Source organism: Martinezella sp. CNPSo 3964 (assembly GCF_057784375.1).
Window position 1 is genome coordinate 541542 of record NZ_JBXSOW010000001.1, and the last position, 24562, is coordinate 566103.

The 24562-nt window shown below is 60.7% G+C and carries 26 protein-coding genes and 1 tRNA gene; 11 read left to right on the plus strand and 16 right to left on the minus strand.

What is annotated here, in order from left to right; genetic code table 11:
• Positions 1-13 precede the first annotated feature (13 nt).
• The 5 genes from accB (at position 14) to AC13Q5_RS02705 (ending at position 4479) form a co-directional block, all read left to right on the plus strand.
• Positions 14-487, plus strand: coding sequence for an acetyl-CoA carboxylase biotin carboxyl carrier protein (gene accB, locus AC13Q5_RS02685; protein ID WP_075852328.1), 474 nt, complete (start codon positions 14-16; stop codon positions 485-487).
• 9 nt (positions 488-496) lie between these two features.
• Entirely contained in the window at positions 497-1849 is a 1353-nt protein-coding gene (gene accC / locus AC13Q5_RS02690; RefSeq protein WP_083961301.1) for an acetyl-CoA carboxylase biotin carboxylase subunit, read from the plus strand.
• Positions 1850-1852: 3 nt separating this feature from the next.
• Positions 1853-2497 carry a leucyl/phenylalanyl-tRNA--protein transferase gene (gene aat / locus AC13Q5_RS02695; RefSeq protein ID WP_488500779.1) on the plus strand — a complete coding sequence of 215 codons (645 nt, stop codon included), beginning with the start codon at positions 1853-1855 and terminating at the stop codon, positions 2495-2497.
• Positions 2498-2546: 49 nt separating this feature from the next.
• The gene (locus AC13Q5_RS02700) at positions 2547-3506 is read left to right on the plus strand and encodes a DUF2167 domain-containing protein (RefSeq protein WP_488500780.1); all 960 of its coding nucleotides are present in this window, start codon (positions 2547-2549) and stop codon (positions 3504-3506) included.
• 337 nt (positions 3507-3843) lie between these two features.
• The gene (locus AC13Q5_RS02705) at positions 3844-4479 is read left to right on the plus strand and encodes a DUF1062 domain-containing protein (RefSeq protein ID WP_075852325.1); all 636 of its coding nucleotides are present in this window, start codon (positions 3844-3846) and stop codon (positions 4477-4479) included.
• A gap of 64 nt (positions 4480-4543) precedes the next feature.
• Here the strand turns inward: AC13Q5_RS02705 and AC13Q5_RS02710 are convergent, their stop codons facing one another.
• From AC13Q5_RS02710 to AC13Q5_RS02735, 6 genes are all read right to left on the minus strand, one after another.
• Positions 4544-4990 (minus strand): DUF2155 domain-containing protein, encoded by a 447-nt coding sequence (locus AC13Q5_RS02710; protein ID WP_075852324.1) that lies wholly within the window; start codon positions 4988-4990, stop codon positions 4544-4546.
• Between the two features lie 103 nt (positions 4991-5093).
• On the minus strand, positions 5094-5492 hold the full coding sequence (locus AC13Q5_RS02715) for an NADH:ubiquinone oxidoreductase subunit NDUFA12 (RefSeq protein ID WP_075852323.1): 399 nt from the start codon (positions 5490-5492) through the stop codon (positions 5094-5096).
• Between the two features lie 106 nt (positions 5493-5598).
• Positions 5599-6066 carry a GNAT family N-acetyltransferase gene (locus tag AC13Q5_RS02720; RefSeq protein ID WP_488500781.1) on the minus strand — a complete coding sequence of 156 codons (468 nt, stop codon included), beginning with the start codon at positions 6064-6066 and terminating at the stop codon, positions 5599-5601.
• Between the two features lie 20 nt (positions 6067-6086).
• Positions 6087-6590, minus strand: coding sequence for a GNAT family N-acetyltransferase (locus AC13Q5_RS02725; protein WP_488500782.1), 504 nt, complete (start codon positions 6588-6590; stop codon positions 6087-6089).
• Between the two features lie 3 nt (positions 6591-6593).
• A complete protein-coding gene (gene gatB, locus AC13Q5_RS02730) occupies positions 6594-8099 on the minus strand; it encodes an Asp-tRNA(Asn)/Glu-tRNA(Gln) amidotransferase subunit GatB (protein ID WP_488500783.1) in 1506 nt (501 codons plus the stop codon).
• An 87-nt stretch (positions 8100-8186) separates the two neighbouring features.
• Positions 8187-8696: a GNAT family N-acetyltransferase gene (locus tag AC13Q5_RS02735; RefSeq protein WP_075852318.1), complete on the minus strand. Its 510-nt coding sequence runs from the start codon at positions 8694-8696 to the stop codon at positions 8187-8189.
• A gap of 302 nt (positions 8697-8998) precedes the next feature.
• Here AC13Q5_RS02735 and AC13Q5_RS02740 point away from each other — a divergent pair, with 302 nt between their 5' ends.
• A complete protein-coding gene (locus tag AC13Q5_RS02740; RefSeq protein WP_488500784.1) occupies positions 8999-9256 on the plus strand; it encodes a YjhX family toxin in 258 nt (85 codons plus the stop codon).
• A 73-nt stretch (positions 9257-9329) separates the two neighbouring features.
• On the opposite strand, the gene AC13Q5_RS02745 is transcribed toward AC13Q5_RS02740, so the two are convergent.
• The 6 genes from AC13Q5_RS02745 to AC13Q5_RS02770 all read right to left on the minus strand — a co-directional run bounded on the left by AC13Q5_RS02745 (position 9330) and on the right by AC13Q5_RS02770 (position 16008).
• Positions 9330-11339, minus strand: a complete 2010-nt coding sequence (locus AC13Q5_RS02745; protein ID WP_488500785.1) for a DUF4139 domain-containing protein — start codon at positions 11337-11339, stop codon at positions 9330-9332.
• Positions 11340-11496: 157 nt separating this feature from the next.
• Positions 11497-12642: a slipin family protein gene (locus AC13Q5_RS02750; protein WP_488500786.1), complete on the minus strand. Its 1146-nt coding sequence runs from the start codon at positions 12640-12642 to the stop codon at positions 11497-11499.
• 340 nt (positions 12643-12982) lie between these two features.
• Positions 12983-13050, minus strand: a tRNA-Arg gene (locus AC13Q5_RS02755).
• Positions 13051-13403: 353 nt separating this feature from the next.
• Complete coding sequence (gene gatA, locus AC13Q5_RS02760) at positions 13404-14885, minus strand: Asp-tRNA(Asn)/Glu-tRNA(Gln) amidotransferase subunit GatA (RefSeq protein ID WP_488500787.1); 1482 nt, start codon at positions 14883-14885, stop codon at positions 13404-13406.
• Positions 14886-14942: 57 nt separating this feature from the next.
• The gene (gene gatC / locus AC13Q5_RS02765; RefSeq protein ID WP_015339557.1) at positions 14943-15230 is read right to left on the minus strand and encodes an Asp-tRNA(Asn)/Glu-tRNA(Gln) amidotransferase subunit GatC; all 288 of its coding nucleotides are present in this window, start codon (positions 15228-15230) and stop codon (positions 14943-14945) included.
• Positions 15231-15297: 67 nt separating this feature from the next.
• Positions 15298-16008, minus strand: coding sequence for a metal-dependent hydrolase (locus AC13Q5_RS02770; RefSeq protein WP_488500788.1), 711 nt, complete (start codon positions 16006-16008; stop codon positions 15298-15300).
• Positions 16009-16213: 205 nt separating this feature from the next.
• Here AC13Q5_RS02770 and ruvX point away from each other — a divergent pair, with 205 nt between their 5' ends.
• Positions 16214-16708: a Holliday junction resolvase RuvX gene (ruvX, locus tag AC13Q5_RS02775; RefSeq protein WP_488500789.1), complete on the plus strand. Its 495-nt coding sequence runs from the start codon at positions 16214-16216 to the stop codon at positions 16706-16708.
• On the opposite strand, the gene AC13Q5_RS02780 is transcribed toward ruvX, so the two are convergent.
• The 4 genes from AC13Q5_RS02780 to AC13Q5_RS02795 form a co-directional block, all read right to left on the minus strand.
• Positions 16645-16977, minus strand: coding sequence for a DUF6105 family protein (locus AC13Q5_RS02780; RefSeq protein ID WP_457880109.1), 333 nt, complete (start codon positions 16975-16977; stop codon positions 16645-16647). The two genes, ruvX and AC13Q5_RS02780, sit on opposite strands and share 64 nt — an antisense overlap.
• 300 nt (positions 16978-17277) lie before the next feature.
• The gene (locus AC13Q5_RS02785; protein WP_457880108.1) at positions 17278-17934 is read right to left on the minus strand and encodes a TetR/AcrR family transcriptional regulator; all 657 of its coding nucleotides are present in this window, start codon (positions 17932-17934) and stop codon (positions 17278-17280) included.
• A gap of 103 nt (positions 17935-18037) precedes the next feature.
• A complete protein-coding gene (locus tag AC13Q5_RS02790) occupies positions 18038-18655 on the minus strand; it encodes a GNAT family N-acetyltransferase (RefSeq protein ID WP_075852311.1) in 618 nt (205 codons plus the stop codon).
• A 2-nt stretch (positions 18656-18657) separates the two neighbouring features.
• The gene (locus AC13Q5_RS02795; protein WP_075852639.1) at positions 18658-20316 is read right to left on the minus strand and encodes an acyl-CoA dehydrogenase family protein; all 1659 of its coding nucleotides are present in this window, start codon (positions 20314-20316) and stop codon (positions 18658-18660) included.
• A gap of 184 nt (positions 20317-20500) precedes the next feature.
• On the opposite strand from AC13Q5_RS02795, the gene AC13Q5_RS02800 reads away from it, so the two are divergent.
• From AC13Q5_RS02800 to dprA, 4 genes are read left to right on the plus strand one after another with little or no spacing between them, the layout of a single operon-like run.
• On the plus strand, positions 20501-21457 hold the full coding sequence (locus tag AC13Q5_RS02800) for an aspartate carbamoyltransferase catalytic subunit (RefSeq protein WP_488500790.1): 957 nt from the start codon (positions 20501-20503) through the stop codon (positions 21455-21457).
• Positions 21454-22743 (plus strand): dihydroorotase, encoded by a 1290-nt coding sequence (locus tag AC13Q5_RS02805; protein WP_488500791.1) that lies wholly within the window; start codon positions 21454-21456, stop codon positions 22741-22743. The genes AC13Q5_RS02800 and AC13Q5_RS02805 overlap by 4 nt, the downstream gene beginning before the upstream one ends.
• A gap of 34 nt (positions 22744-22777) precedes the next feature.
• On the plus strand, positions 22778-23395 hold the full coding sequence (gene plsY / locus AC13Q5_RS02810) for a glycerol-3-phosphate 1-O-acyltransferase PlsY (protein ID WP_457880104.1): 618 nt from the start codon (positions 22778-22780) through the stop codon (positions 23393-23395).
• Complete coding sequence (dprA, locus tag AC13Q5_RS02815) at positions 23395-24543, plus strand: DNA-processing protein DprA (RefSeq protein ID WP_488500792.1); 1149 nt, start codon at positions 23395-23397, stop codon at positions 24541-24543. Before plsY ends, dprA begins: the two co-directional genes overlap by 1 nt.
• The last annotated feature ends 19 nt before the right edge of the window (positions 24544-24562 follow it).

A 24562-nucleotide genomic window follows, 5' to 3' on the forward strand; every position in this document is an offset into this window, starting at 1 on the left:
GGCAAGAAATCCAATGGCTGAAAAGAAATCGGGTATCGACCAGGCGCTGATTCGCGATCTCGCCAATATTCTCAACGACACGGATCTGACCGAGATCGAAGTCGAGCAGGAAGATCTGCGCATCCGCGTGTCGCGTGCCGGCACGACCCAATATGTCCAGGCGCCGATTGCTGCGCCGGCCGCTTACGCCGCTCCTGCTGCCGTTGCAGCAGCGCCGGCCGCCGCCGCTCCCGCAGGCAAGACCCGCAATCCCGACAATGTCGTCAGCGCGCCGATGGTCGGCACCGCGTATCTGGCGCCGGCACCAGGCTCTGCTGCCTTCATTCAGGTCGGCGCAGCCGTCAAGGAAGGCCAGACGCTGCTGATCATCGAAGCAATGAAGACGATGAACCAGATTCCGGCGCCGAAGTCCGGTACGGTTACCGAAATCCTCGTTCAGGACGGCCGTCCGGTCGAGTACGGCGAAGCCCTGGTCGTCATCGAGTAAGGTCGGCCCATGCCCATTATTTCGAAGATTCTCATAGCCAACCGCGGAGAGATCGCTCTGCGCGTGCTGCGCGCCTGCAAGGAGCTTGGCATTGCGACCGTTGCGGTGCATTCGACCGCTGATGGCGACGCGATGCATGTGCGCCTGGCGGATGAAAGCGTTTGCATCGGCCCGCCGCCGTCGCGCGACAGCTATCTCAACATCCACCAGATTGTCGCCGCTTGTGAAATCACCGGCGCTGACGCCGTGCATCCCGGCTATGGCTTCCTTTCGGAAAATGCCAAGTTCGCCGATATTCTCGATGCGCACGGCATCACCTTCATCGGCCCGACGGCGGAGCATATCCGCATCATGGGCGACAAGATCACCGCCAAGACCACGGCACAGCAGCTCGGCATTCCGGTTGTTCCCGGCTCCGACGGCGAAGTGAAGACCGAGGAGGAGGCGCTGAAGACGGCGCGCGAGATCGGCTATCCGGTGCTCATCAAGGCAACCGCCGGCGGCGGCGGCCGTGGCATGAAGGTCGCCCGCACGGAAGAAGACCTGATCGAGGCCTGGTCGACGGCCCGCACGGAGGCCGCAGCCGCCTTCGGCAACGAATCCGTCTACATGGAAAAGTACCTCGGCAAGCCGCGCCACATCGAAATCCAGGTGTTCGGTGACGGCGAAGGCAATGCGATCCATCTCGGCGAACGCGACTGCTCGCTGCAGCGCCGCCACCAGAAGGTTTGGGAAGAAGCCAACTCTCCGGCTCTCAACGTCGAGCAGCGCATGAAGATCGGCAAGATCTGCGCCGACGCGATGAAGAAGCTGAAGTACCGCGGCGCCGGCACGATCGAGTTCCTCTACGAGAACGGCGAGTTCTATTTCATCGAAATGAACACCCGTCTGCAGGTGGAACATCCGGTCACGGAAGCCATTACCGGCATCGACCTCGTGCACGAGCAGATTCGCGTTGCCTCCGGCGGCGGTCTCTCGGTGACGCAGGATGAAGTGCATTTCCATGGCCATGCCATCGAATGCCGCATCAATGCCGAAGATGCCCGCACCTTCGTCCCCTCGCCCGGCACGATCACGCATTTCCATGCGCCTGGCGGCCTTGGCGTTCGTATCGATTCCGGTGCCTATCAGGGGTATAAGATCCCTCCCTACTACGACAGCCTGATCGGCAAGCTGATCGTGCATGGGCGCACCCGCGTCGAATGCATGATGCGTCTGCGCCGCGCGCTTGACGAATTCGTGGTGGACGGCATCAAGACCACCCTGCCGCTCTTCCAGGATCTGGTTTCCAATCAGGATATCGCCAACGGCGATTACGATATCCATTGGCTGGAAAACTACCTGGCGAAAACATCGGCCTAGCCTGTGCCCGGAGCGCGCGGCAAACGTCCCGGCATTACCCCGGAGATCTTGTTGCGCGCCTATTCCATCGGCCTTTTCCCGATGGCTGAATCGGCAGACGACCCGGAAATCTTCTGGGTCGAGCCGGAATTGCGGGGCATCATCCCGCTCGATACGTTTCACGTCTCCAAGAGCCTCGCCAAGAAGATCCGCCAAAACCCCTTCGACATCCGCTTCGACACGGATTTCGAGGCAGTGATCGCTGCCTGCGCCGAAGAGACGAGCAACCGCCCCAGCACCTGGATCAATGATACGATCCGCTCGCTCTATGCCACCCTGCACCACATCGGCCATGCCCATTCCGTCGAGGCCTGGGACGGCGATAGGCTCGTCGGTGGTCTCTACGGCGTTTCGCTGGGGTCCGCCTTCTTCGGCGAAAGCATGTTCTCCCGCCGTACGGACGCTTCCAAGATCTGTCTCGTTTATCTCGTCCAGCGTCTGCGCGACCGCGGCTTCACCCTGCTCGACACCCAATTTACCACCGAGCACCTGAAGACATTCGGTGCGATCGACGTGCCGAAGGATGCCTATGCCACGATGCTGGAAAAGGCGATGGAATCGCCCAACCTCAGCTTCTCCGACGGTGGAAATCTGCCCGAGATGAATTGATTCCAGTCAGGACTGCCCTAAGTTCGGCCCAACAGCCGAGGGTAGAATAGTGAAGATTCATATTGCAATTGCCTTTCTCGCCGCATTGACGATCACAGCGCAGGCCGACGCCAAATCATTCCACGATATGTTCGGAGCAGAGCCGCTTGCGGGCGATGAAGGCACCGTGCTGAAAACACTGGATTTCCAGCAGGGCACGATCAAGCTTCCCGGAGCAAATGCAACGCTGAACGTCTCCGACCAGTTCTACTATCTCAATCCGCAGGATTCGAAGAAGGTGCTGGTCGAGCTGTGGGGCAATCCGGAAGATTCGGTCGGCAGTCCGCTCGGCATGATCTTCCCGGCGAAGTACCCGCCGACCGACCCGCATTCCTGGGGCTCGGTCATCGACTATGACGGCAGCGGTTATGTCTCCGACGAGGATGCCGCATCGACTGATTACGACGATCTGCTGAAGAAAATCCAGGCGGCGATCAAGGAAGCAAACCCCGCGCGCGAACAGCAGGGCTTCGATCCGATCACGCTGGTCGGCTGGGCGGAGCCACCGCATTACGACAAGGCGACCCATGCCCTGCACTGGGCACGCGACCTGATCTTCGGCAAGGACCCGAACGCCGGCCACACGCTGAACTATTCCGTGCGCGTGCTGGGGCGCGAAGGCGTCACCGAACTCGATTTCGTTGCCGGGCTGGATCAGCTGCAGGAAATCAATGCCGCCATCCCCAACGTCATCAACACCGTGCAATATGACAGCGGCAAACGCTATGCCGATTTTGCCAATGGCGACAAGATCGCGGCCTACAGCATGGCGGGCATGATCGCCGCCGGCGCCGGCGTGAAGATCGCGGCAAAGCTTGGTTTCCTTGCGATCGTTCTCGGCTTCTTCAAGAGCTTCGGCGTTGCCCTTCTCGCGCTGAAGAAAGGCCTCATCGTCGTGCTGGCGGGTGTTGTCGCGGCCGGACGCAAGATCCTTGGTCTGTTTCGCCGGAAAGGGAATACCGACGCGTGAAGCAATCCAGGCCTGACGTTCTTTGCATCTTCAAATCCTGATTGTGGTCTGCTATCCCTGCTCGCGAAGAGCTTTGGTGCGTAGAGGTTCCACTTTGCCGTCGTAAATACCGGTCTCATCCAAATCACCCAGTGCATCGGGGCGGCATAACGCCTCCCGGTGCATATTCATGTCCATCGGGTGATGGCCTGAGACCGGTTTGGCATTGTCAAAACGCGCCTAACACAGCAGCCGCTGTCTCAGCTCTTCAGCCGTCCCGCAACATCGCCATACCGTGCCCTGACGGGCTTGTCTCACCGCCAGCTTGGTGGACTTCCAGACGGAAGACCAAGACGGTATGTGCAATATTCTTCAGGTCCGTTGGACCATTTCGCCGAAAACATCTCCCCAGCCATGGATCGCCTGCAGCGGCTGCGGATGTCAGAGACCCTTCAGATCGAGCGGCAAGGTCAGGCTCAATGCCAATGGCAAGCGGCTTGATGCCTGGCTCGTTTATAAATGCATTAATTGCGACAAGACCTGGAACCGGACGCTCTTCGAGCGGCGGACAGTTCAAGATCTCTCCCCCTCCACGCTTGAGGCACTGCAACATAGCGATCCGGATTGGGTGCGAGCGCAGGAATTCGATCTTGACGGGTTGAAGCGGAACGCCAAGCGCGTCGAAGAACCGCCAGATGCGACCATCTGGAAAGAGATGGTGCAGGAGGCAAGACATTGGGGGCTGTTGGAAATCGAGATATCAGTCGAATTCCCGGTCAACCTTCGTCTTGATCGTCTGCTGGCGTCGGAACTGGCAATCTCACGGTCGCGACTCCAAGCTCTCAAGGATGGAGCTAAATTGAAAGCCCATCCGGATCGCAGCGATTTCCTGCGACACCGCCCGAAAGACGGCATGAGGATCACCCTCGACCTTTCAGAGGTCGTAGACCGGCAGGCGATAGGAGAAGCAGCGACCAATCGGGAGCGAGGCTAAACTATGCCCGCAGAGGCAAGGCTTCTGCGGGTTATACAAATCTGCTGTTATGTCTTGAAAGCGATTACTTCGCGCCAGCGCCGGCAGTATCCGGCGCCGGTACGTCCGACTTCTGCTTGCACTCTTTCAGCCAGACGTCATAGATCGGGTGCTCGACGGCGTTGAGACCTGGGCTGTCGGCAAACATCCAGCCGGTGAAGATGCGGCGAATACGGCGATCGAGGGTGATCTCGTCCACCTCGACGAAACCATCCACCTTCTGCTGCTCGGTATCGTCGCGTGAATAGCAGGCGCGCGGCGTTACCTGCAGAGCGCCAAACTGCACGGTCTCGTTGATGTAGACGTCGAAAGTGGTGATGCGACCGGTGATCTTATCGAGGCCGGAGAAAACGGCGACCGGATTTGCGATGCGGGCAGCCTCGGCAACGGGAGCTGCCATGATGCCCGCGACGAGGGCAACGCCGGCTACGGCCAGTGCACGCAAAGAAGCGCTCCGCGTGAAAACCATCATATCCGCCACTCTCCGCTTGGTCTCGGTCAAGGCGCCGAGCAAAAGCCGGCATATGTCGCGCCTAAAGCCCAATTGTGGCCAAAGGACGAGCCGGCTTCTCGGCTCAGTTGCCGGGCGTCCAGGCGTCGTAGTCGCCAGTCACGCGCGGACGCTCGCCGGCAACGGCGAGAGAGCCCGGCGGTCGATAGGCCTGCGGCGAACCTGTGGGATTGGCGCGATGTTCTTTCTGCCAGTCCTTGACGGCGTAGTTTTCCTTGGAGGGAGGTACGTCGGTGCGGTGATGCATCCAGCCGTGCCAGCCTGGGGGAATGGCCGAAGCTTCGGCATAGCCCTTGTAGATCACCCAGCGCTTTGGAAGGCCGTAGGAGGACGTGCCACCTTCGTAATAGACGTTGCCGAATTCATCCTCGCCGACACGCTTGCCAAAACGCCAGGTCGCAAAGCGCGTGCCCATGGTCTGACCGTTCCACCAGGTAAATGTCTGTACGATGAAATTCCACATGTCTTTTCCTCGATACCCGCTGAGGGGCGAGCGATACCAGAATTCGATAGTTTGCTTATGCCGCCACCGGACGGGCTTGTCCAGTGATTCCAGCAGGCAAACGGCCTCATTTCAATGCCATCTTGAAGCCCAGATGCGTCGGCTTGAAACCCAGTCTCTCATAGAAGCGATGGGCATCCTTGCGGACCGCATTCGAGGTCAGCTGCACCATCTTCATGCCGCGGCCTTTTGCCTCGTCGATGCAGAAATTGATCATCGCAGCCCCGATCCCCTGCCCGCGCATATCGCCACGCGTCTGGACCGACTCGATAATCATCGCAGATGATCCCCGCCCGTGCAGCGAGGTGACGACGATCGTCTGGAAGGTGCCGACAATCTCGCCGCCTAGTTCGACGGCATAAAGCGTCTGGTCGGAGGATGCCGTGATGGCGCGAAAGGCTCGCAGATAATCGTCATGGGCAGAGGGGTCGTTCGTATCGCCATGACCGCCCATGGTGTCGGCGGCGAAAAGGCCGATCAGGGAAGGAAGGTCGGATTCTTTCGCTTCGCGAATTACCAGGCGGGCGTCTTCCATGAACGGTCTCGTCTATTCTTTTAGTGGCCCGCCAGCGGTTTCTCGAATATCAGCGTCGGCAAGCCCGATTGCCCCTGCCCGCTATTGTCCGAGCGGCCGACCTCGACGAAACCGTGCGCCTTGTAGAAGGCAATCGCCGGTTCGTTCTGCGGGTCGACTTCGAGACGCATGATCTCTGCGTCCGGGAAGCAGGTCTCCAGTTCGGCGAAGATATCGCGGCCGATGCCCTGCCGCTGATGTTTCGGGCTGACATAGAGCATGTAGAGCATGACGGTTTTCGTCATTTCCTTGGACATGGCAGCGTAGCCCATGCCGCCGATCGTCCGTCCGTCATCGGCCACCAGGAATTCGGAGTTCTTGTTCGCCAGCCGCGCCTTCAACGAGGCCGGCGAATGCCAGGATGCGTGCAGCTCGCTCACCTTTTCCGGACCGAAGATTCGGTCATAGGTCGCATGCCAGGTCTCGCCGAGCAGAGCGCGGACCCTTTCGAGATCCTGCTCGCTGGCGGTGCGGACGAAGAACACCGCTTATTCCTCTTCGATGCCGAGCTTGGCCTTGACCAGCGCCTGCACGGCCTGCGGATTGGCCTTGCCGCCAGTCGACTTCATCACCTGGCCGACGAACCAGCCGGCAAGCGTCGGCTTGGCCTTGACCTTGGCAACCTGATCCGGGTTGGCGGCGATGATTTCATCCACGGCCTTTTCGATCGCACCGGTATCGGTGACCTGCTTCATGCCGCGTGCCTCGACGATCTCGGCGGGATCGCCGCCCTCGTTGAGCACGATTTCGAACAGATCCTTGGCGATCTTGCCGGAGATGGTTTCGGCCTTGATGAGATCGATGATCGCGCCGAGCTGGGCGGGCGAAACCGGAGTCTCTTCAATGTCCTTGCCGGTTTTGTTCAGAGCGCCCAAGAGGTCGTTGATGACCCAGTTGGCCGCCATCTTGCCGTCGCGACCAGCGGCAACGGCCTCGAAATAATCGGCAATCGCCTTTTCCGAAACCAGAACGGAAGCGTCGTAGATCGAGAGGCCAAGCTCGCGGACGAAACGCTCCTTCTTGTCGTCGGGCAATTCCGGCAGATGCTCGGCAAGCTCCTTGACAAAGGCGTCGTCAAACTCGAGCGGCAGCAGATCCGGATCGGGGAAATAGCGGTAGTCATGCGCATCTTCCTTGGTGCGCAGCGAACGCGTTTCGCCCTTGTTCGGATCGAACAGGCGGGTTTCCTGGTCGATCGTGCCACCGTCTTCCAGAATGCCGATCTGACGGCGCGCTTCATACTCGATCGCCTGACCGATGAAGCGGATGGAGTTGACGTTCTTGATTTCGCAGCGCGTGCCGAATTCGCCGCCGGGGCGGCGAACCGAGACGTTGACGTCGGCGCGCATCGAGCCTTCGTCCATGTTGCCGTCGCAGGTGCCGAGATAGCGCACGATCGAGCGCAGCTTCGTCATGTAAGCCTTCGCCTCGTCCGACGAGCGGATATCCGGCTTGGAGACGATTTCCATCAGCGCGACGCCGGAGCGGTTCAGGTCGACATAGGACATGGTGGCGTGCTGGTCGTGCAGCGACTTGCCGGCATCCTGTTCCAGATGCAGGCGCTCGATGCCGATCTCGATATCCTCGAACTGGCCCTGACGGTCCGGACCGAGCGAAATCACGATCTTACCCTCGCCGACGATCGGGTCCTTGAACTGCGAGATCTGATAGCCCTGCGGCAGGTCGGGATAGAAATAGTTCTTGCGGTCGAAGATCGAACGATTGTTGATCTGCGCCTTCAGGCCGAGACCCGTGCGCACGGCCTGCTTGACGCATTCCTCGTTGATGACGGGCAGCATGCCGGGCATTGCGGCATCAACGAGCGACACGTTGGAATTCTGCGGCTTGCCGAACTCGGTCGAGGCACCAGAGAAGAGCTTGGAATTGCTCAACACCTGGGCATGGACTTCCATGCCGATAACGATTTCCCAATCGCCGGTGGCACCGGGGATGAAGCGTTTCGGATCTGGCGTGCGGACGTCGACAAGGGTCATTGGAAGCTCTTGAAATGCTGTTCTTCTGAACTTTGTGAGGTAGAGCAATTGGCGAGGCGGCGCAAGGCTTTCGGCATCGACAGCGCGCTATATGCCCGGGCCGTAGGCACCGTCGCTGTCATCGACCAATGTTTTCGAAAGGCCAACGGTCGGCACGTCGCTGTCGAGCTTCGGGGAATAGACGATCGACAGCCAGCGGATCTCATAGCCGCGCGCCCTGAAGAAGGCGATGGCATCGGTGTTGCCCGCATGGCTCTGCAGCGAAACTTTCTCCAGCCCCTGTTCGCGCACGTCCTGTTCGATCCGTGCAAGAAGCGCTGAACCCAGGCCACGCCTTATGAAATCCGGATCGATCCAGAAATCGGAGATCGCCTCGTCAAGCGCTTCGCGCGCCGCCCATCCCACAGCCTCGCCGTTCAGCTCAATGACTGTAATTGTCAGCCAGAGATTGCGGGTGAAATTTTCAAAGGCCTCGCTGGCGCTTTCCAGCAGCTCGCCGGTGCCGCCGATCGCAGCCATGGCCTTTTGCCAGGAGCGCAGGCCGATGCTTGCCAACACCGCGGTTTCACCTTCATGGGCATTGCGAATGTGGATCATCAGGCCCCCGCCATTTGGAAACAGTAAAGCACCGGCGAAAGGCTTTTGCCAGCGGTGGGACGCATCATTTTAGCGAGTGGTAAAAGGCAGCCGTGAGGTTGAACCTTGACTATGGAGCGCAACCTGTTTTAGAGAGGCGCATCAACGGAGTTTTGATGTCTAACTTTTGTCAGTGCCGGTAAAGGCCTCGCTCGCAAGTCTTCTTGCGTGCCGGGCCTGAAAAAACGAAGCCCCGACTTCCCTGAAGGGAAGTTTCGGATCGTTTTTCTGCGCCTCTTGGCGCTATACGGATTCTGACAACAATGGACATTTCCCGCGCAGAACAGCGCATCCTGCACCTGCTCGCCCAGGGCGGCCGCATCGAAATCGAACGCAGCAAAAACAAGAAGGCCGAGACCGTCTATTGCTTCACACGCGATGGCTGGCTCTATCCCGATTTCGGCATCGACCTCTTCCGCCGACTGAAGCGCCTCAGGGCCATCAAATCCATCGACGGCCAACCCTATCGCATCAGCGATAAGGGGCTGCAGCTGGTGAGGGCGCAGCTGGATAATAGATAGAGAAATCGTGAGAGCCGCCCGACCGGGCGGCTCTTACCTTTCGATGTCACTGACATGAGAACTTGCCGGGCAGTCAGAATGTCCTGATGATCTCCGCCACGTCATCGCCGCGACGATCGCTTTCTGCCTGCATCGTAGTGCGCCTTTCGTTCAGCGCAGCGATCTGATCCTCGCTGTCCGACAGGGCCTTCAAATAGCGTTTCTTCAGATCGCTATTATCGGGTACGGCACCGAGATTTTGTCTTATCCGTTCTTGTTCACCGGTGGTCTTCTCTATTTCGCCGTCGAGGCTCTCCAGATCGTTCTGGACCGCGACCTGTCTTTTGCGCGCGTCCGCCAAGTTTGCGAGCTTGTCCATCAGCGCCTTGTCATGTGTCGAAGCAGACCATCCGAGCAGCGTGTCCGGCTCCGCATCGACCAAAGCGTAGCTGTTGCTCTGAAGCTGTTCGTCGACCGCCGTCAATGTCTTCTCGGCGCCGGCGGGCACAACGACCTTGAGCCGCTGATGCGTCGCCGTCTTGCCGAAGCCTTCGGCCGAGGAGAATGTCCAGCCGTCCCTGATCGGATGTTCGACGATGACCGTCCGCTCGCCGTCGAGCGCGCCAGATACGGTGTATGTCGTCGTCTGGCGGTATTTGACGACGGCATTCATCACGCCATCGGAGACCTTCAGCGAAGCGATCTCCTCGGTCGGCGTCTGCTGCTCGCTGATCGACACCTTGCGATCAGTGGCGAAACTCGCAAGGCGTGTGTCGTCTTTCGGCAGCGCCGAGAGCTGGGAATCGCCGATGTAGCCGGTCTTGCTGTCATAGAGCGTCAGAATTCCCGCCGGCATGCTGACGCCGGTGGTGTTCTTGAGCATCACGGCGGCGATCGGATTGCGATAGGCGCTGCCGGCCCGATACATATCCACCATATCGGCTTCCACATCCGCATCCATGATCGGCACCGACAAGGTATCGCCATTGGCAAGGTCATGAGTTCCCAGAAGTTCGAAGGTGGCGGAAATATCGCTTTCGGTTGCTGTGGTCGGATTTCCGGCGGCAACTTGCATCGGCTCGGCAGGCCGTGCCAATTCGTCATTCGTGTAGGCCTGCGCGTCGGCCATTTTTCCGGCTGCACTCTTCATCGCTCGTTGCGGAGTGGGCATTGCCGGCGCCTCGGCACTCGAAGCCAGGCGCCGCCGGTTGGACAGATCGCCGCTGTCGGGATCGGGCACATTGTTCGACGCAGTGTTGACAGGCACTTCCTGCCGCTCGCGCCAATAGAGTTGATGCAGACCCTGCTTCAGCGTGACCGGCTCGGCCGAGGTCAGCGTCAGCTTGACACCCTTCCAATCCTCGCCGCTGGCATTTTCCAGCACCGTCCACGCCTGCAGGCGCGCCTTGTCATTTCCCTCGAAGACGACCTTGTAGGCGGTTTTCCAGATCGGCGACGGGACGACATAGGTCAGGCCGATATCGCCGCTGTTCTTCACGCCGTTCACCTTGATATCGATGGCGCGGGTGCGATCGTTCTTGCCGCGGGCAATGGCTGCCGCCGCCTTGCCGAGCTTTGCCCGCATGTCGGGATCGTCAAGCCGGACGGACGCATCCTCGCCGAGCGCCAGCGTCTCCACCGCGCCATCCTTGTCGATGACAGTGAGCAAGGGCAGCGTCGTTTTCTCGTCGACCTTCCTCGTCTCGATGCCAAGGATGCTGCCCTCAACCGTCTTGCCGCCGCTGGTGACCGATACCTTGCCGCCCTGCAGCGATGTCAGAAGCGACGGCACGGATGAGAGCGCTTCCAGACTGAACGGCAGGCCCTTGAAGGTTTCCTGCAACGGCCGCGGCCCCGCCAGCGACATGCCGGCCACAGAACCTGCAGATCCGTTGACCACGAGGCTCTTCAGGATGTCATCGACCTGATCAAGGGGAACCTCGATCCGGATCACGCCGTCGGTATTGATGTCCGCCGAGCGCGAAACCTGGGCCAGACCGCCCGAGGACAGGATAATGGATCGAATGGCCCCATTATCGGCCGCCAGCGAGATCGCTGGGCATGACACGCTGAGGAGCAGGATCGTCGTGACTTGCTTGAGCATGAAGAGACCTTCCGATTCGGTTGCAGAGGAGGAGACCAAGCGGCTCGCTGCAATTTATGATCGTATTTCGGTCCAAAATGTGATGGCGACTGGGCGGAATATTGGCATGTGAAAAAGGGCCGTCCGGATTTCCGGACGGCCCTCCTCACAATTTGCGTCAAACGTCGCGAAGCTTGACGAGATCGTTCATCAAGCCGCTCGTGCCGTTGTGGATCGTCAGGTTATCCACCTTGCCGGCGATTGATTCCAGAGCCTCGAGTTCCTTCAGACGCAGCATCACCGGATGCTCAGCCATGACCTTGGCCGTGTTTAGCAGCGAACGCGTCGCGTTCGTTTCCTCACGGCGGCGGATCACATTGGCTTCCGCCTGCTTTTCGGCCGCGACCACCTGGTTCAGGATCTCACGCATATCGCCCGGCAGGATGACATCCTTCAGCTCGATATCAGAGATATCCACACCGATCGCCATCATGTCCTCGCGTACCTTTTCGGCCGCTTCAGCATTGATGGAGACACGGCGCTCCAGAATCTGGTCCAACGTCATCGTGCCGAGCGTCCGGCGGAATGCCAGTTGCAGCGCACGATAGAGCGCATCCGCGAAATCCTTGACGGAGCCAACGGCCTTGACCGGATCGACCACGCGGTAGTCCGCCGAGATGTTGACACGGATCGTCACGCGATCCTTCGTCAGGAGTTCCTGCCCGGCAACATCAAGCGACTGACGCTTCAGGTCGACGATCTTGACCTGCAGAGCCTTGCCGACGTTCCAGAAAGCATGCACGCCCGGCTCAAGCGTCCGCAGATAGATGCCATCGACGAACAGCAGACCTACCTGCCCTTCGAGCACGGCGTAGCTCGCGATGAACTCGTGCTTCCGCGCCAGCCCAAGGCGACGCGCCAGAACGCGATCAACGGAAAGTTCGTCCGCGGTATCGACACCTATTTCCTTCCACGGGCCTGCTTCCTTCCAGACAACAAGCTTCTGGCTCGGACCAAGTGTGGCGTAGATTGCGCCATCGCGCTCGATGACGGCAACCTGGCCGACATCGGTACGGAATACGGTCAAATGATGCTCGGCAACCTCCGGGAGCTTTTCGAACAACGCCTTCTCGTAGACCGACGCGAAAATCGGATTGGTCAAGTCATAGCGGAAAATGTCAAGGCTATTATCGCGGTTCGGCAACACGTGCTGACCCGGCCCGAAAATGCCCAGGATCGCACCCTTATACAGGGCGAGCAGACGTTCGTTTTCCTTTACGAGGACGCGCTTGCGTCCCAAGATCTTATCGAGAAATATCATCATTGTTCATACTCCTTCGGCATGCGCTACGTCATAGACCGATGTTCCTTTCGTGTTTCGTTTCATGTGCCGATCATCGAGATCCGGAGACCGGTGGCAGCGACGACGGGCGGATTAGCGAAGAGCGGATCGCGCGGTATCCCGGCGACTTCGGAGGACTTACTCCTTGCTGGCCGGGGCACGGCGAAATCTTCAACGCCAATCGAGCCCATAATCCCGGCGTTCGTCTTTCCATCCAGGCAATCCCTTGAGATCGCGCGGATATCCGAACTTGCGCATTCCGGTCCCCGGACCGTCATTGGTAAACAGCTTCGCGGGCTGGTGCCGGCCTTTCGACCGGCGGTTGGAAAAGGATTCGAACCTTCGACAATCAGATTAGGAATCTGATGCTCTACCTAGCTGAGCTATCCATTTGGCTGGTGCAGCGGGATTCGAACCCACGACCTCCGGACGAACGTCCGGCGCTCTACCTAACTGAGCTATACTCCAAGAACCTTCCCGTCTCCCGACACGGCATTCGTATACAGAACGGCAAACCGCCTGCACGGGAGGAGCTTTGGAACTCCAACCATCAACGCTCGCATCGGCACGACGACCGGGAAGGCGCGTATAGCTCCAGTTTAGAATCGTTTCAAGGTGGAGAAATGTGGGCGCACGCTTATGCACGCGTGTTGTTGCAATTATAACACGACTTATTGATGTGCAACTTACTCAAGAATAACCGCGCCGATTGCTTGCTCGGCGCGGTCAGAAAGAGGCGGTGTTTACCACCACTTCGCCGGCGTGAACTTGCCGGCGGCCTGTTCGATGACGTGGGCAGTCTTGAAGAGGGTTTCTTCTTCGAACGGCTTGCCGATGAGCTGCAGGCCGAGCGGCAGGCCCTTCGGGTCGAGGCCGGCGGGAACGGCAATGCCCGGCAGGCCAGCCATATTGACCGTCACCGTGAAGATGTCGTTCAGGTACATCTTCACCGGATCGGACGCGAGGTCCTCATCAGCAATGCCGAAGGCCGAGGACGGCGTGGCGGGCGTCAGGATCGCGTCGACGCCGGCGTTGAAGGCCAGTTCGAAGTCGCGCTTGATCAGCGTGCGAACCTTCTGGGCGCGCAGGTAATAAGCGTCGTAATAGCCGGCCGAGAGAACATAGGTGCCGATCATGATGCGGCGCTTCACTTCCTGGCCGAAGCCGGCAGCGCGCGTCTTTTCATACATGTCGACGATATCCTTGCCGTCGACGCGCAGGCCATAGCGAACGCCGTCGTAGCGGGCGAGGTTCGAGGAAGCCTCGGCCGGAGCGACGATGTAGTAGGCCGGCAGCGCATATTTCGTGTGCGGCAGTGAGATGTTGACGATCTCAGCGCCGGCATCCTTCAGCCAGGCAATGCCCTGCTGCCAGAGCGTCTCGATCTCTTCCGGCATGCCGTCGACGCGGTATTCGTTCGGGATGCCGATCTTCATGCCCTTCAGCGACTGGCCGAGCGAGGCTTCGTAGTCCGGCACCGGCAGATCGACCGAGGTCGTGTCCTTGGCATCAACGCTTGCCATCGACTTCAAGAGGATGGCGGCGTCGCGCACGTCGCGGGCGATCGGCCCGGCCTGGTCGAGCGACGAGGCGAAGGCAACGATGCCCCAGCGCGAGCAGCGGCCATAGGTCGGCTTGATGCCGACGGTGCCGGTGAAGGCGGCCGGCTGGCGGATGGAGCCGCCGGTATCCGTAGCAGTCGCGCCGGCGCAGAGATGCGCGGCAACGGCCGCTGCCGAGCCGCCCGACGAGCCGCCCGGAACCAGCTGTTGGTTGGAACCCTCGGCACGCCAGGGGTTGATGACCGGACCGTAATAGGAGCTCTCGTTGGAGGAACCCATGGCGAATTCGTCCATGTTGAGCTTGCCCAGCATGACGGCGCCGTCGTTCCAGAGGTTCTGCGTGACAGTCGATTCATAGCGCGGCTTGAAGCCGTCCAGAATGTGGCTGCAGGCCTGGGTGTGGATGCCTTCGGTGCCGAACAGATCCTTGATGCCGAGCGGGATGCCTTCGAGCGCGCCGGCATTGCCGGCGGCGAGGCGTGCATCCGAGGCCTTGGCCATCTCGCGCGCCTTGTCGGGCGTCACGGCGATATAGGCGTTGATCTGACCATTGGCCGCATCGATCGCCGAGATATAGGCCTCGGTCAGTTCGGTAGCGGTAATCTGCTTGGCGCGCAGCTTGTTGCGGGCTTCGGCAATGGTCAGGCTGGTCAGTTCGCTCATTTTGTTTCGCTTCAGATCTGGAATTGGGCAACGGGTCGGAAAGGCTCGAAGGAACCGTTATTCGACGACTTTAGGCACCAGGAAGAAATTCTGATCGGTATTCGGCGCATTGGCGACGATGTCGGCGGCCTTGTTGCCGTCGGTCACCTCGTCGGTGCGCTTCTTCATTGCCATCGGCGTGACCGACGTCATGGCTTCTACGCCATCGACATTCACTTCGGAGAGTTGCTCGACGAAGCCCAGAATGCCGTTCAGCTCGCCCATCATCCGCTGCGCTTCGTCTTCATTGACGGCGATGCGGGCAAGATGGGCGACGCGTTTGACGGTGGCGAGATCGACGGACATGGCATTCTCCGGATAGGATTTTTCCTATCGCTATAAAGGCCATGTCCGCCATACGCAACGGGTATCGTCAGGCAGAAACGCTCTCGCCCACCTTAGGCGCGGCAACCGCGGTCTTTGAACCTTCCATGCCGGCGATGAACTTTTCCGGGGTCTGGTCGATGATCGGGAAGGTGCCGTAGTGGCAGGGGATGGCGGTCTTGAAGTTGAAGAAGCGCTGGCAGGCCAGTGCCGCGACGGCGCCGCCCATGGTGAAGCGGTCGCCGATCGGCAGGATGCCGATATCGGGCTGATGCAGCTCGTTGATGAGGGCCATATCCGAGAAAATGTCGGTATCGCCCATGTGGAACAGCGTCGGCTCGTCGTCGAAATGCAGCATCAGGCCGTTCGGGTTGCCGAGCGCGTGGGAAACGCCGTCCTCGGTGATCTGGGCAGAAGAGTGCAGAGCATTGGTGAAAGTGGCCGAGAAGCCGCCGAGACCGACGGTGCCGCCGGTATTGCCCATTTCGAGCTTTTCGACGCCCTTTGTGCCGAGCCAGGATGCGAGGTCCGCATTGGCGAGAACGACCGCGCCGGTATCCTTGGCGATCTGCACGGTGTCGCCGACATGGTCGGCATGGCCGTGCGTCAGCAGGATATGGGTCACGCCGGCGGCGGCATCCTTGATGTTGAGGCCGGCGGCAGCAAAGGAGGAATTGTAGGTGAGGAACGGATCGATCAATATTTTTGCCGTGGCCGTTTCAATGCGAAAAGCAGAATGGCCGAGCCAGGTGATCTTCATTGGATTTCTCCTTATGACTTGATTTGAAATGTAAGGCTGGTGTCAGGAGCATTTCCGGTGGAAACGCTCCTTCTATTTGCTCTTACGCATTTCCGCACGCAAAACCGCTGTGCGCGTTTGCTGGAAATGCTCTAGGACATATCCCAAACCGCGACAAAGAAAAGCGGCCTTGACTTCAATTTGTTTTGACGAGAGCGAGACCCCGATGACGACGCTGACCATCGAAGACCTAGCCGTGATGCTCCTGCCCGGCCAGCCGATTGCCGGTCTCGATCTCGGCACGAAGACGATCGGGCTGGCGATGTCCGATCTCGGGCGACGCTTTGCCACGCCGCGCCCGGTCCTCAAGCGCGTGAAATTCACTCAGGATGCCGAAACCTTGCTCGCCTTTGCCGAGAAGGAAAAGGTCGCGGCCTTCGTCATCGGGCTGCCGATGAACATGGATGGCTCGGCCGGGCCGCGCGTGCAGGCCACACGTGCCTTCGTGCGCAGCATGTCGGAAAAGACCGCCCTGCCCTTCGTCTTCTGGGACGAGCGGCTTTCGACCGTTGCGGCCGAGCGGGCGCTGCTGGAAATGGATGTCTCGCGTGCCAAGCGCGCCGAGCGAATCGACTCGGCGGCGGCAAGCTTCATTCTTCAGGGAGCTTTGGACAGGCTGTCGGCGCTCGCAAGAGCGACCTTGCCCGATCTCGACGCCTGACGGCCGCGCCACCACTGCATGATAGCGGCGCGGCGGCGGAAGCCGTAGATCGCGAAGACGAGCAGGCTGTCGAAGGCGATGGCACGTGCCACCAGCGGCGGGATGGTTTCCGGCGGAATGCCGAGGATCTTGCCGTAAATGTCGAACACCAGATCATGCGCCTGCCGCGTCAGCATGAAGATGCCAAAGCTCATGTCGTAGTACGACAGATAATACCACGCCCCGAGAAACGAGACTGGACCGGCCCAGCAAATCAACAACCACTTCATGCGGTACCTCTTCGACGCTGAAATTGCGTCGTGCCAGCCGAAAGGACGAGCCAGTTCGACAGCGCCATCGTGCTCAACACCATCGCGGGCAGCGTTATATCTAGTGCGAGCACGGCGAAGAACATCACCGCCGTAACGAGAAACACTAATTTAGCGGGTCTCAACCCCATGGCTGCACGCTTGATGGTTAACTATTCGTCCCTTCACAGTGACGAGTTAACCGTTGCGGCGCAACGTAAACCATTTGTTAAGGTTAACGGTGCCGCGGGCTTGTGGATATCCCCTTCTTCGAGGCCGATATCAGCCGTAGACGCCGCGCACGATCCGCTTCAGGGCCGTTGCCGCCTTCTCCCAATCCTTGCTGTTTTTCAGGGTGAGCCCGGCGCATTGGTCGCTGACGGCGGCGGCCAGCACGATGTGCTGGATGGCCGCAAAGATCATGGCGTTGACCGCCTGGGCATCGACGCCCTTGGGCGGCACCAGCGAGCCGCGCATGCGTTCGATCCAGCCGGCAAGCGCCTTGGAGCGCGCCTCCGACAGGCGACGGACCTGCTCGCTGTTTTCGGAGACTTCCCAGGCGACGATGCGGCGCATCAGCGGATCGGCCCGCAAGGCGTCGAGGAACAGCATGGAAAGCCGCTCCATCAGATCACCATAGGTCAGAAGGAACATACCGCCAGTGTCGTCCGGAATGCGATCGTTGACCCAGCTGCCGAGATCGGTGCCGATGGCTTCGACGAGGCCATTGAGGCCGCCGTAATAGCGATAGATCAGCTGCTTGTCGCAGCCGGCACCGCGGGCGACCGCATTGATGCCGAAATTCTGGAACCCCTCCTCCGCCAAAAGCCGCTTGGCAGCATCGAGGATCGCCTGCTGGGTCGCGGCGCGGTTACGCACGCGCTTTTCCACGGCGGGCATTTCCACTGGGATTTTAACGGCAGCATTTGCACCGGCCATCGACTCGACTCCAATCTGTCACCGATCGGTGAATAGCAAGCCATGTCGACGGGAACAACCGAACTGCTGATGCCGATATCGCCCAAACCGGCAAATCCACAGATTAGAGTGACTGGCCGAACCAGACGGTCGTTTCCGATGCGAGACCGGGCGGCAATTCGACAGGCACGAAGCCGCGCGACGACCAGAATCGGATGCCACGATGATTGCCGACATTGGCGCCGAGATGAATACCCCTGACGCCGTTGGCGCGGGCATTCTCGATCCAGCGATCCAACAATGCCGAGCCGATGCCTCTTCCCTGAGCCCTCGGCAGCAGATTCATATGAATATGTGCTGGGAATTGTCCGAAAAGAACAGCAGGTGCCTCTTTTGGACGGAAGATCGCCGATATCCTCTTCTGATCGGCGTCCCATAGCGCCGGATCGCCCTGCGGATCCGCGTAGATCTGTCGCAGATGCGGCCACCATTCGCGTTCCAGACGCTCCTCGAAGGCCGCGGTATCGAAGGCACCTGAGATATAGCCGAAAACGCCCTCGTCATCTTCCGCAACGAACACCAGCTCTGGGTGAAGCCTAGCGTAGGGCGCGGAATAGATATGCCCAATGAGCCGGCCGTCGCGGTGAAGCGGAGCTGCATCCTTGCCCGCGTCGCCCGTTGCGAGCGAAATCGCATAGAGCTGATCGATATCCTCTGGCCGAACAGTGCGAATGGAAACCATGCTTACGTGGCCGGAGGATACAATAGATCAACGATGTAGCTGGCATCGAAGCGCGAATCGAGCATGCCGTATGTGGCGCGCCAGCCACCCGCAAGTCGGGTTTCGATGAAGGCATCGGCGATCTTACCAGCTCCCAGGCGATAAAGCTCGGCGGCACCGGCCGCGAGCGCCATCTGCTCGACCAGCAGGCGGGCGGCGCCCTCATCCTGCTCGCAAAGCGCCATTGCCGCCCGCAGGACATCAATGGTCTTCTTGCCGGCCGGGCCGAGATCGCGGGCAAGACCGGCAAAGACGGTCTCAAACAGGTCCCTGCCCCGGTTCAGAACGCGCAGCACGTCGAGTGCCATGACGTTGCCAGAGCCTTCCCAGATCGCGTTGACGGGGGCCTCGCGGTAGTGGCGGGCAATCGGGCGCTCTTCGATGTAGCCGCTGCCGCCGATGCACTCCATGGCTTCATAGATCAGCGCCGGTGCGATCTTGCAGCACCAGTATTTGGCGACCGGCGTCATGACGCGGGCATAGGCAGCATCCTCGCTGCTGCCGCTTGCCTTGTCGAAGGCTTCGGCCAGGCGGAAGGCAAGCGCGGTCGCTGCGGCGACATCGAGCGCCATATCGGCGAGCACGCGCGTCATGATCGGCTGGTTGACCAGCATCTTGCCGAAGACGCTGCGGCCGCGCGCATGGTGCACGGCTTCTGCGAGCGAGGCGCGCATGATGCCGGCGGAGGCCAGCGCGCAGTCGAGCCGCGTCAGCGTCACCATATCGAGGATCGTGCGGATGCCGGCATCCGGCGCCCCGAGCAGGAAGCCGAACGTATCGGTGAACTCGACTTCGGACGAAGCGTTCGAGCGATTGCCGAGCTTGTCCTTCAGTCGCTGGAAGTGCAGGCCGTTGGCCGAGCCATCCTCGAGCAGCCTCGGCACGAGGAAGCAGCCCATGCCGTCCTTGGTTTGCGCGAGCATGATGAAGGCATCGCTCATCGGCGCCGACATGAACCATTTGTGGCCCGAAAGCCTGTAAATGCCTTCGCTGACCTTGTCGGCGCTCGTCTTGTTGGCGCGCACATCCGTGCCGCCCTGCTTTTCCGTCATGCCCATGCCGATGGTGACGGCACTCTTCTGCATGGCGGGCTTGTTGGAAGAATCATATTTGCGCGAGAGGATCTTCGGCGCCCAATCCTTCTGCACGGCCGGCGAAGCCATCATCGCGGCCACGGAGGCGCTGGTCATCGTCAGCGGGCAGAGATGGCCACATTCGAGCTGCGCGGTCAGATAGAAGCGGGCGGCGCGTACCTTGTGCGACTGGCCCCTTGCCTCAGGATCAGCCTGCGCATCCCAGATCGAGGAATGCAGGCCCATCGCCATGGAGCGGCGCATCAGCGCATGCCAGGCCGGATGGAATTCGACGACATCGAGACGCTCGCCGCGCGGGCCATGGGTGCGCAGTTGCGGCGTGCCCTGGTTCGCCATGCGCGCCAGTTCCTGTGCCTCGTGCGAGGTGACGAAACGACCATGCTGCTCCAGCTCTTCCCGTATCGAACGCGGCAGGCCGGAGGTGAGATCGACGATCAGCGGATCGGAACGATAGGCATTGATGCCGGTCCAGAGGCTCGGCTGGTTCAGGTCGGCAAAGGGGTCGTCAGTCCGGGTCGGTTGGGTCATGAATCGCTTGTAGAGCAAGTAGGTTGCAAAGGGAAACTGGAAGTTACGTCTCCCACCGGCCTAGCTCCTGTAGCGGAATTCGGGCGAAATTGCATGGGGAACAAACGGCCTCGGCACATACCCCCGCTTGCCCCATCGGCGCTCCCTCTTTATAGACCGCCTGACGAAATCCGGAGGCAGGTTCATGGTCTTCTTTCCCCACCGCCACCTCATTGGCATCAAGGGCCTCACCGAGCAGGATATCACCTATCTTCTCGACAAGGCCGACGAGGCGGTCAAGATCAGCCGTCAGCGCGAGAAAAAGACGTCGACGCTTCGCGGGCTGACGCAGATCAATCTCTTCTTCGAAGCATCGACGCGCACGCAAGCCTCCTTTGAGCTCGCAGGCAAACGGCTTGGTGCCGATGTGATGAACATGTCGGTCGGCAACTCCTCGGTCAAAAAGGGCGAGACGCTGATCGATACGGCGATGACGCTGAATGCGATGCGGCCCGACGTGCTCGTCATCCGCCATTCGAGCGCGGGTGCTGCGGCGCTGCTGGCCCAGAAAGTCTCCTGCTCGGTCGTCAACGCCGGCGATGGCCAGCACGAGCATCCGACGCAGGCACTGCTTGACGCACTGACGATCCGCCGCGCCAAGGGCAAGCTCTCGCGCATCATCGTCGTGATCTGCGGCGACGTGCTGCATTCGCGCGTTGCCCGTTCGAATATCCTGCTTCTCAACGCCATGGGCGCGCGCGTCCGCGTCGTAGCACCGGCCACCCTGCTGCCGGCTGGCATTGCAGACATGGGTGTCGAAGTCTTCCATTCGATGAAGGAAGGGCTGAAGGATGCCGATGTCGTGATGATGCTGCGTCTGCAGCGCGAGCGCATGTCCGGCGCCTTCGTGCCCTCGGTGCGCGAATATTATCACTTCTACGGGCTCGACGCCGAAACGCTGAAGGCAGCCAAGGAGGATGCGCTCGTCATGCACCCGGGTCCGATGAACCGCGGGGTGGAAATCGCTTCCGAAGTGGCGGATGGCCCGCAAAGCGTCATCGCCGAACAGGTCGAGATGGGCGTCGCCGTGCGCATGGCCGTGATGGAGACCTTGCTCGTTTCGCAGAACCAAGGGCCTCGCACCGAGGGAGTGGGCGCATGAGCAACTCGATCGTCCTCCAGAACGTCCGCATCGTCGATCCCTCGCGCAATCTCGATGAGATCGGTACGATCGTCGTCGAAGACGGCGTGATCGTTGCCTCGGGCAAGGATGCGAAGGGCCATGCAGCCCCGAAAGGCGCGACCGTTCGCGATTGCAGCGGCCTCGTTGCCATCCCCGGCCTGGTCGACGCACGCGTGCATGTGGGCGAACCCGGTGGCGAACATCGCGAAACCATCGCCTCTGCCAGCCGCACAGCGGCGGCCGGCGGCGTCACTTCCTTCATCATGATGCCGGACACGGATCCGGTCATCGACGATATCGCCCTAGTCGAGTTCGTCCGGAAGACTGCGCGCGATACGGCCGTCGTCAATGTCTATCCGGCAGCGGCTCTCACCAAGGGTCTCGCCGGCGAGGAGATGACGGAAATCGGCCTGTTGCGGGAAGCCGGAGCCGTCGTGTTCACTGACGCGCATTCCAGCGTCCACGACACCCAGGTCCTGCGCCGGGTGATGACCTATGCGCGCGAATTCGGCGCGGTGATTTCCTGCGAGACACGCGACAAATATCTTGGCGCCAACGGCGTTATGCACGAGGGCCTGCTTGCAAGCTGGCTCGGCCTCTCGGGCATTCCGAAGGAAGCTGAGTTGATCCCGCTGGAGCGCGACCTTCGCATCGCGACGCTGACGCGCAGTCATTATCATGCGGCGATGATTTCGGTGCCGGAATCGGCCGAGGCGATCCGCCTTGCCCGCTCGCGCGGCGCCAAGGTCACCTGCGGCATCTCGATCAACAATCTCGCGCTCAACGAAAACGACATCGGTGAATACCGGACCTTCTTCAAGCTCTATCCGCCGTTGCGCTCCGAGGATGATCGCACAGGCATGATCGAGGCGCTGGCCGACGGCACGATCGACATCATCGTCTCCTCGCATGATCCGCAGGACGTCGATACGAAGCGCCTGCCGTTCGGCGAGGCGGAAGACGGCGCCGTCGGGCTCGAAACGCTGCTTCCGGCCGCGCTCCGGCTCTGTCACAGCGGTCAGGTCAGCCTGATGCGGCTCGTCGATGCACTGTCGACGCGGCCGGCCCAGATCTTCGGGCTGCCCGCCGGCACGCTGAAGCCCGGCGCCAAGGCGGATATCGCGCTTGTCGATCTTGACGAGCCTTGGCTTGTCGCCAAAGACATGCTTCTGTCGCGCTCGAAGAATACGCCCTTCGAAGATGCAAGAATGAGCGGCCGGGCGGTGGCAACCTATGTCGCCGGCACGCTGGTTCACAGTCTCTAGGGCGGCCCCAAGGGTTTACGGAGAACAAGACGTGATGGCTGATTTCTGGACTTGGCAGCTTACCCTGCAGACCGCGCTGGCCGCCGTCGTCATCGGCTATCTGCTCGGCTCCATTCCCTTCGGCCTTCTCCTGACCCGCATGGCCGGGCTCGGCGACGTGCGCAACATCGGCTCGGGCAATATCGGCGCAACGAACGTGCTGCGCACCGGCAACAAGGGGCTTGCCGCCGCGACCCTGCTGCTCGATGCCTTCAAGGGTACGGCCGCTGTTCTTATCACCGCGCATTTCTTCGGCGAAGATGCCGGCGTGCTCGCCGGTTTCGCGGCCTTCATCGGCCACATCTTCCCGGTTTGGATCGGCTTCAAGGGCGGTAAGGGAGTGGCGACCTATCTCGGAATCCTGCTCGGGCTCGCGCCGCTGATGGCACTGATTTTCGCCATCGTCTGGCTGGCGATCGCTTTTACCACCCGCTACTCCTCGCTTTCCGCACTGGTTGCAACCCTTGTCATCCCGGTTGTATTGTGGATATTGGGTGTCGATAAGATCGCCGCCGTCATGGCGCTGATGACCGTCATCTCCTGGTACAAGCACAGGGCCAATATCGCCCGGCTGACCGCGGGAACGGAAGGCAAGATCGGAGCAAAGGGATAATGGACACAGGCAGCGCAAGACGGATCGGAGTTGCGCTGACCGAAAAACAAAGGATCGCCTGGCTCAGGCTCATCCGCTCCGACAATGTCGGTCCGTCCACCTTTCGCGACCTCATCAATCACTATGGTTCGGCTGAGGCGGCTCTGGCCGCGTTGCCGGAGCTTTCGCAGCGTGGCGGCTCGACGCGCGCTATTCGCATTGCTGACGAGCGGGACGCCCTGCGGGAGCTGGAAGCTGCACATCGCTTCGGCGCGCGCTTTGTCGGCATTGGCGAGCCGGATTATCCCCCTGCCCTCCGCGAGATCGACGGCGCGCCGCCGCTGCTTGCCGTCAAAGGCAACATGCCCACAGTAACACGGCCGGCCATCGGCATGGTCGGCTCGCGAAACGCCTCGATCAGCGGCGTCAAATTTACCGCGATGATCGCTCGCACATGCGGCGACGCCGGCTATGTCGTCGTTTCAGGCCTTGCACGCGGCATCGATACGGCCGCCCACCGCGCCAGCCTCCCGACCGGTACGATCGCGGCTATGGCTGGTGGCCTCGACCAGCCCTACCCGCCCGAGAATATCGGCCTGCTCAACGACATCTGGGACGGCAACGGGCTTGCCGTCAGCGAAATGCCCTTCGGCTGGGAGCCGAGAGCGCGCGACTTTCCGCGCCGCAATCGCCTCATCGCCGGCATTTCGCTCGGCGTCGTGGTCGTCGAGGCGGCAACCCGCTCCGGTTCGCTGATTACGGCGCGTCTTGCCGCCGAATTCGGTAGGCTTGTCTTTGCCGTTCCAGGCTCGCCGCTCGATCCGCGCTGCGAAGGGACGAACGGCCTGCTCAAGGACGGCGCAATGATCGTGACGACGCCGGACGATGTCGTCGAAGCGTTGCGGCCGCTCGCCGAGCCGGATCTCTTTCGCCCGCGCCCCGCCTCGCCGCCCATTGAAAAAAGCAGGCCCATCTCCACGCCGCCCGATGATGCCGAACGCGACCACATCGTCGAAGCCCTCGGCCCGACGCCGGTCGAGATCGATGACATCGTGCGTCATACCGGCCTGCCTATATCGGCCGTTCACTCCGTTCTTCTCGAACTCGACATGGCCGGCCGGCTGCATCGTCATCCCGGCGGACTGGTGTCTATCTCCATGCTGGATTGAAAACTGTGACACGCGTACC

Coding starts and splice junctions, on each gene's coding strand:
- accB (WP_075852328.1), top strand. CDS start 14: ATGGCTGAAAAGAAATCGGGTATCGACCAGGCGCTGATTCGCGATCTC.
- accC (WP_083961301.1), top strand. CDS start 497: ATGCCCATTATTTCGAAGATTCTCATAGCCAACCGCGGAGAGATCGCT.
- AC13Q5_RS02705 (WP_075852325.1), top strand. CDS start 3,844: ATGTGCAATATTCTTCAGGTCCGTTGGACCATTTCGCCGAAAACATCT.
- AC13Q5_RS02710 (WP_075852324.1), bottom strand. CDS start 4,990: ATGATGGTTTTCACGCGGAGCGCTTCTTTGCGTGCACTGGCCGTAGCC.
- AC13Q5_RS02715 (WP_075852323.1), bottom strand. CDS start 5,492: ATGTGGAATTTCATCGTACAGACATTTACCTGGTGGAACGGTCAGACC.
- AC13Q5_RS02720 (WP_488500781.1), bottom strand. CDS start 6,066: ATGGAAGACGCCCGCCTGGTAATTCGCGAAGCGAAAGAATCCGACCTT.
- gatB (WP_488500783.1), bottom strand. CDS start 8,099: ATGACCCTTGTCGACGTCCGCACGCCAGATCCGAAACGCTTCATCCCC.
- AC13Q5_RS02735 (WP_075852318.1), bottom strand. CDS start 8,696: ATGATCCACATTCGCAATGCCCATGAAGGTGAAACCGCGGTGTTGGCA.
- AC13Q5_RS02740 (WP_488500784.1), top strand. CDS start 8,999: ATGGACATTTCCCGCGCAGAACAGCGCATCCTGCACCTGCTCGCCCAG.
- AC13Q5_RS02745 (WP_488500785.1), bottom strand. CDS start 11,339: ATGCTCAAGCAAGTCACGACGATCCTGCTCCTCAGCGTGTCATGCCCA.
- AC13Q5_RS02750 (WP_488500786.1), bottom strand. CDS start 12,642: ATGATGATATTTCTCGATAAGATCTTGGGACGCAAGCGCGTCCTCGTA.
- gatA (WP_488500787.1), bottom strand. CDS start 14,885: ATGAGCGAACTGACCAGCCTGACCATTGCCGAAGCCCGCAACAAGCTG.
- gatC (WP_015339557.1), bottom strand. CDS start 15,230: ATGTCCGTCGATCTCGCCACCGTCAAACGCGTCGCCCATCTTGCCCGC.
- AC13Q5_RS02770 (WP_488500788.1), bottom strand. CDS start 16,008: ATGAAGATCACCTGGCTCGGCCATTCTGCTTTTCGCATTGAAACGGCC.
- ruvX (WP_488500789.1), top strand. CDS start 16,214: ATGACGACGCTGACCATCGAAGACCTAGCCGTGATGCTCCTGCCCGGC.
- AC13Q5_RS02780 (WP_457880109.1), bottom strand. CDS start 16,977: ATGAAGTGGTTGTTGATTTGCTGGGCCGGTCCAGTCTCGTTTCTCGGG.
- AC13Q5_RS02785 (WP_457880108.1), bottom strand. CDS start 17,934: ATGGCCGGTGCAAATGCTGCCGTTAAAATCCCAGTGGAAATGCCCGCC.
- AC13Q5_RS02790 (WP_075852311.1), bottom strand. CDS start 18,655: ATGGTTTCCATTCGCACTGTTCGGCCAGAGGATATCGATCAGCTCTAT.
- AC13Q5_RS02795 (WP_075852639.1), bottom strand. CDS start 20,316: ATGACCCAACCGACCCGGACTGACGACCCCTTTGCCGACCTGAACCAG.
- AC13Q5_RS02800 (WP_488500790.1), top strand. CDS start 20,501: ATGGTCTTCTTTCCCCACCGCCACCTCATTGGCATCAAGGGCCTCACC.
- AC13Q5_RS02805 (WP_488500791.1), top strand. CDS start 21,454: ATGAGCAACTCGATCGTCCTCCAGAACGTCCGCATCGTCGATCCCTCG.
- plsY (WP_457880104.1), top strand. CDS start 22,778: ATGGCTGATTTCTGGACTTGGCAGCTTACCCTGCAGACCGCGCTGGCC.
- dprA (WP_488500792.1), top strand. CDS start 23,395: ATGGACACAGGCAGCGCAAGACGGATCGGAGTTGCGCTGACCGAAAAA.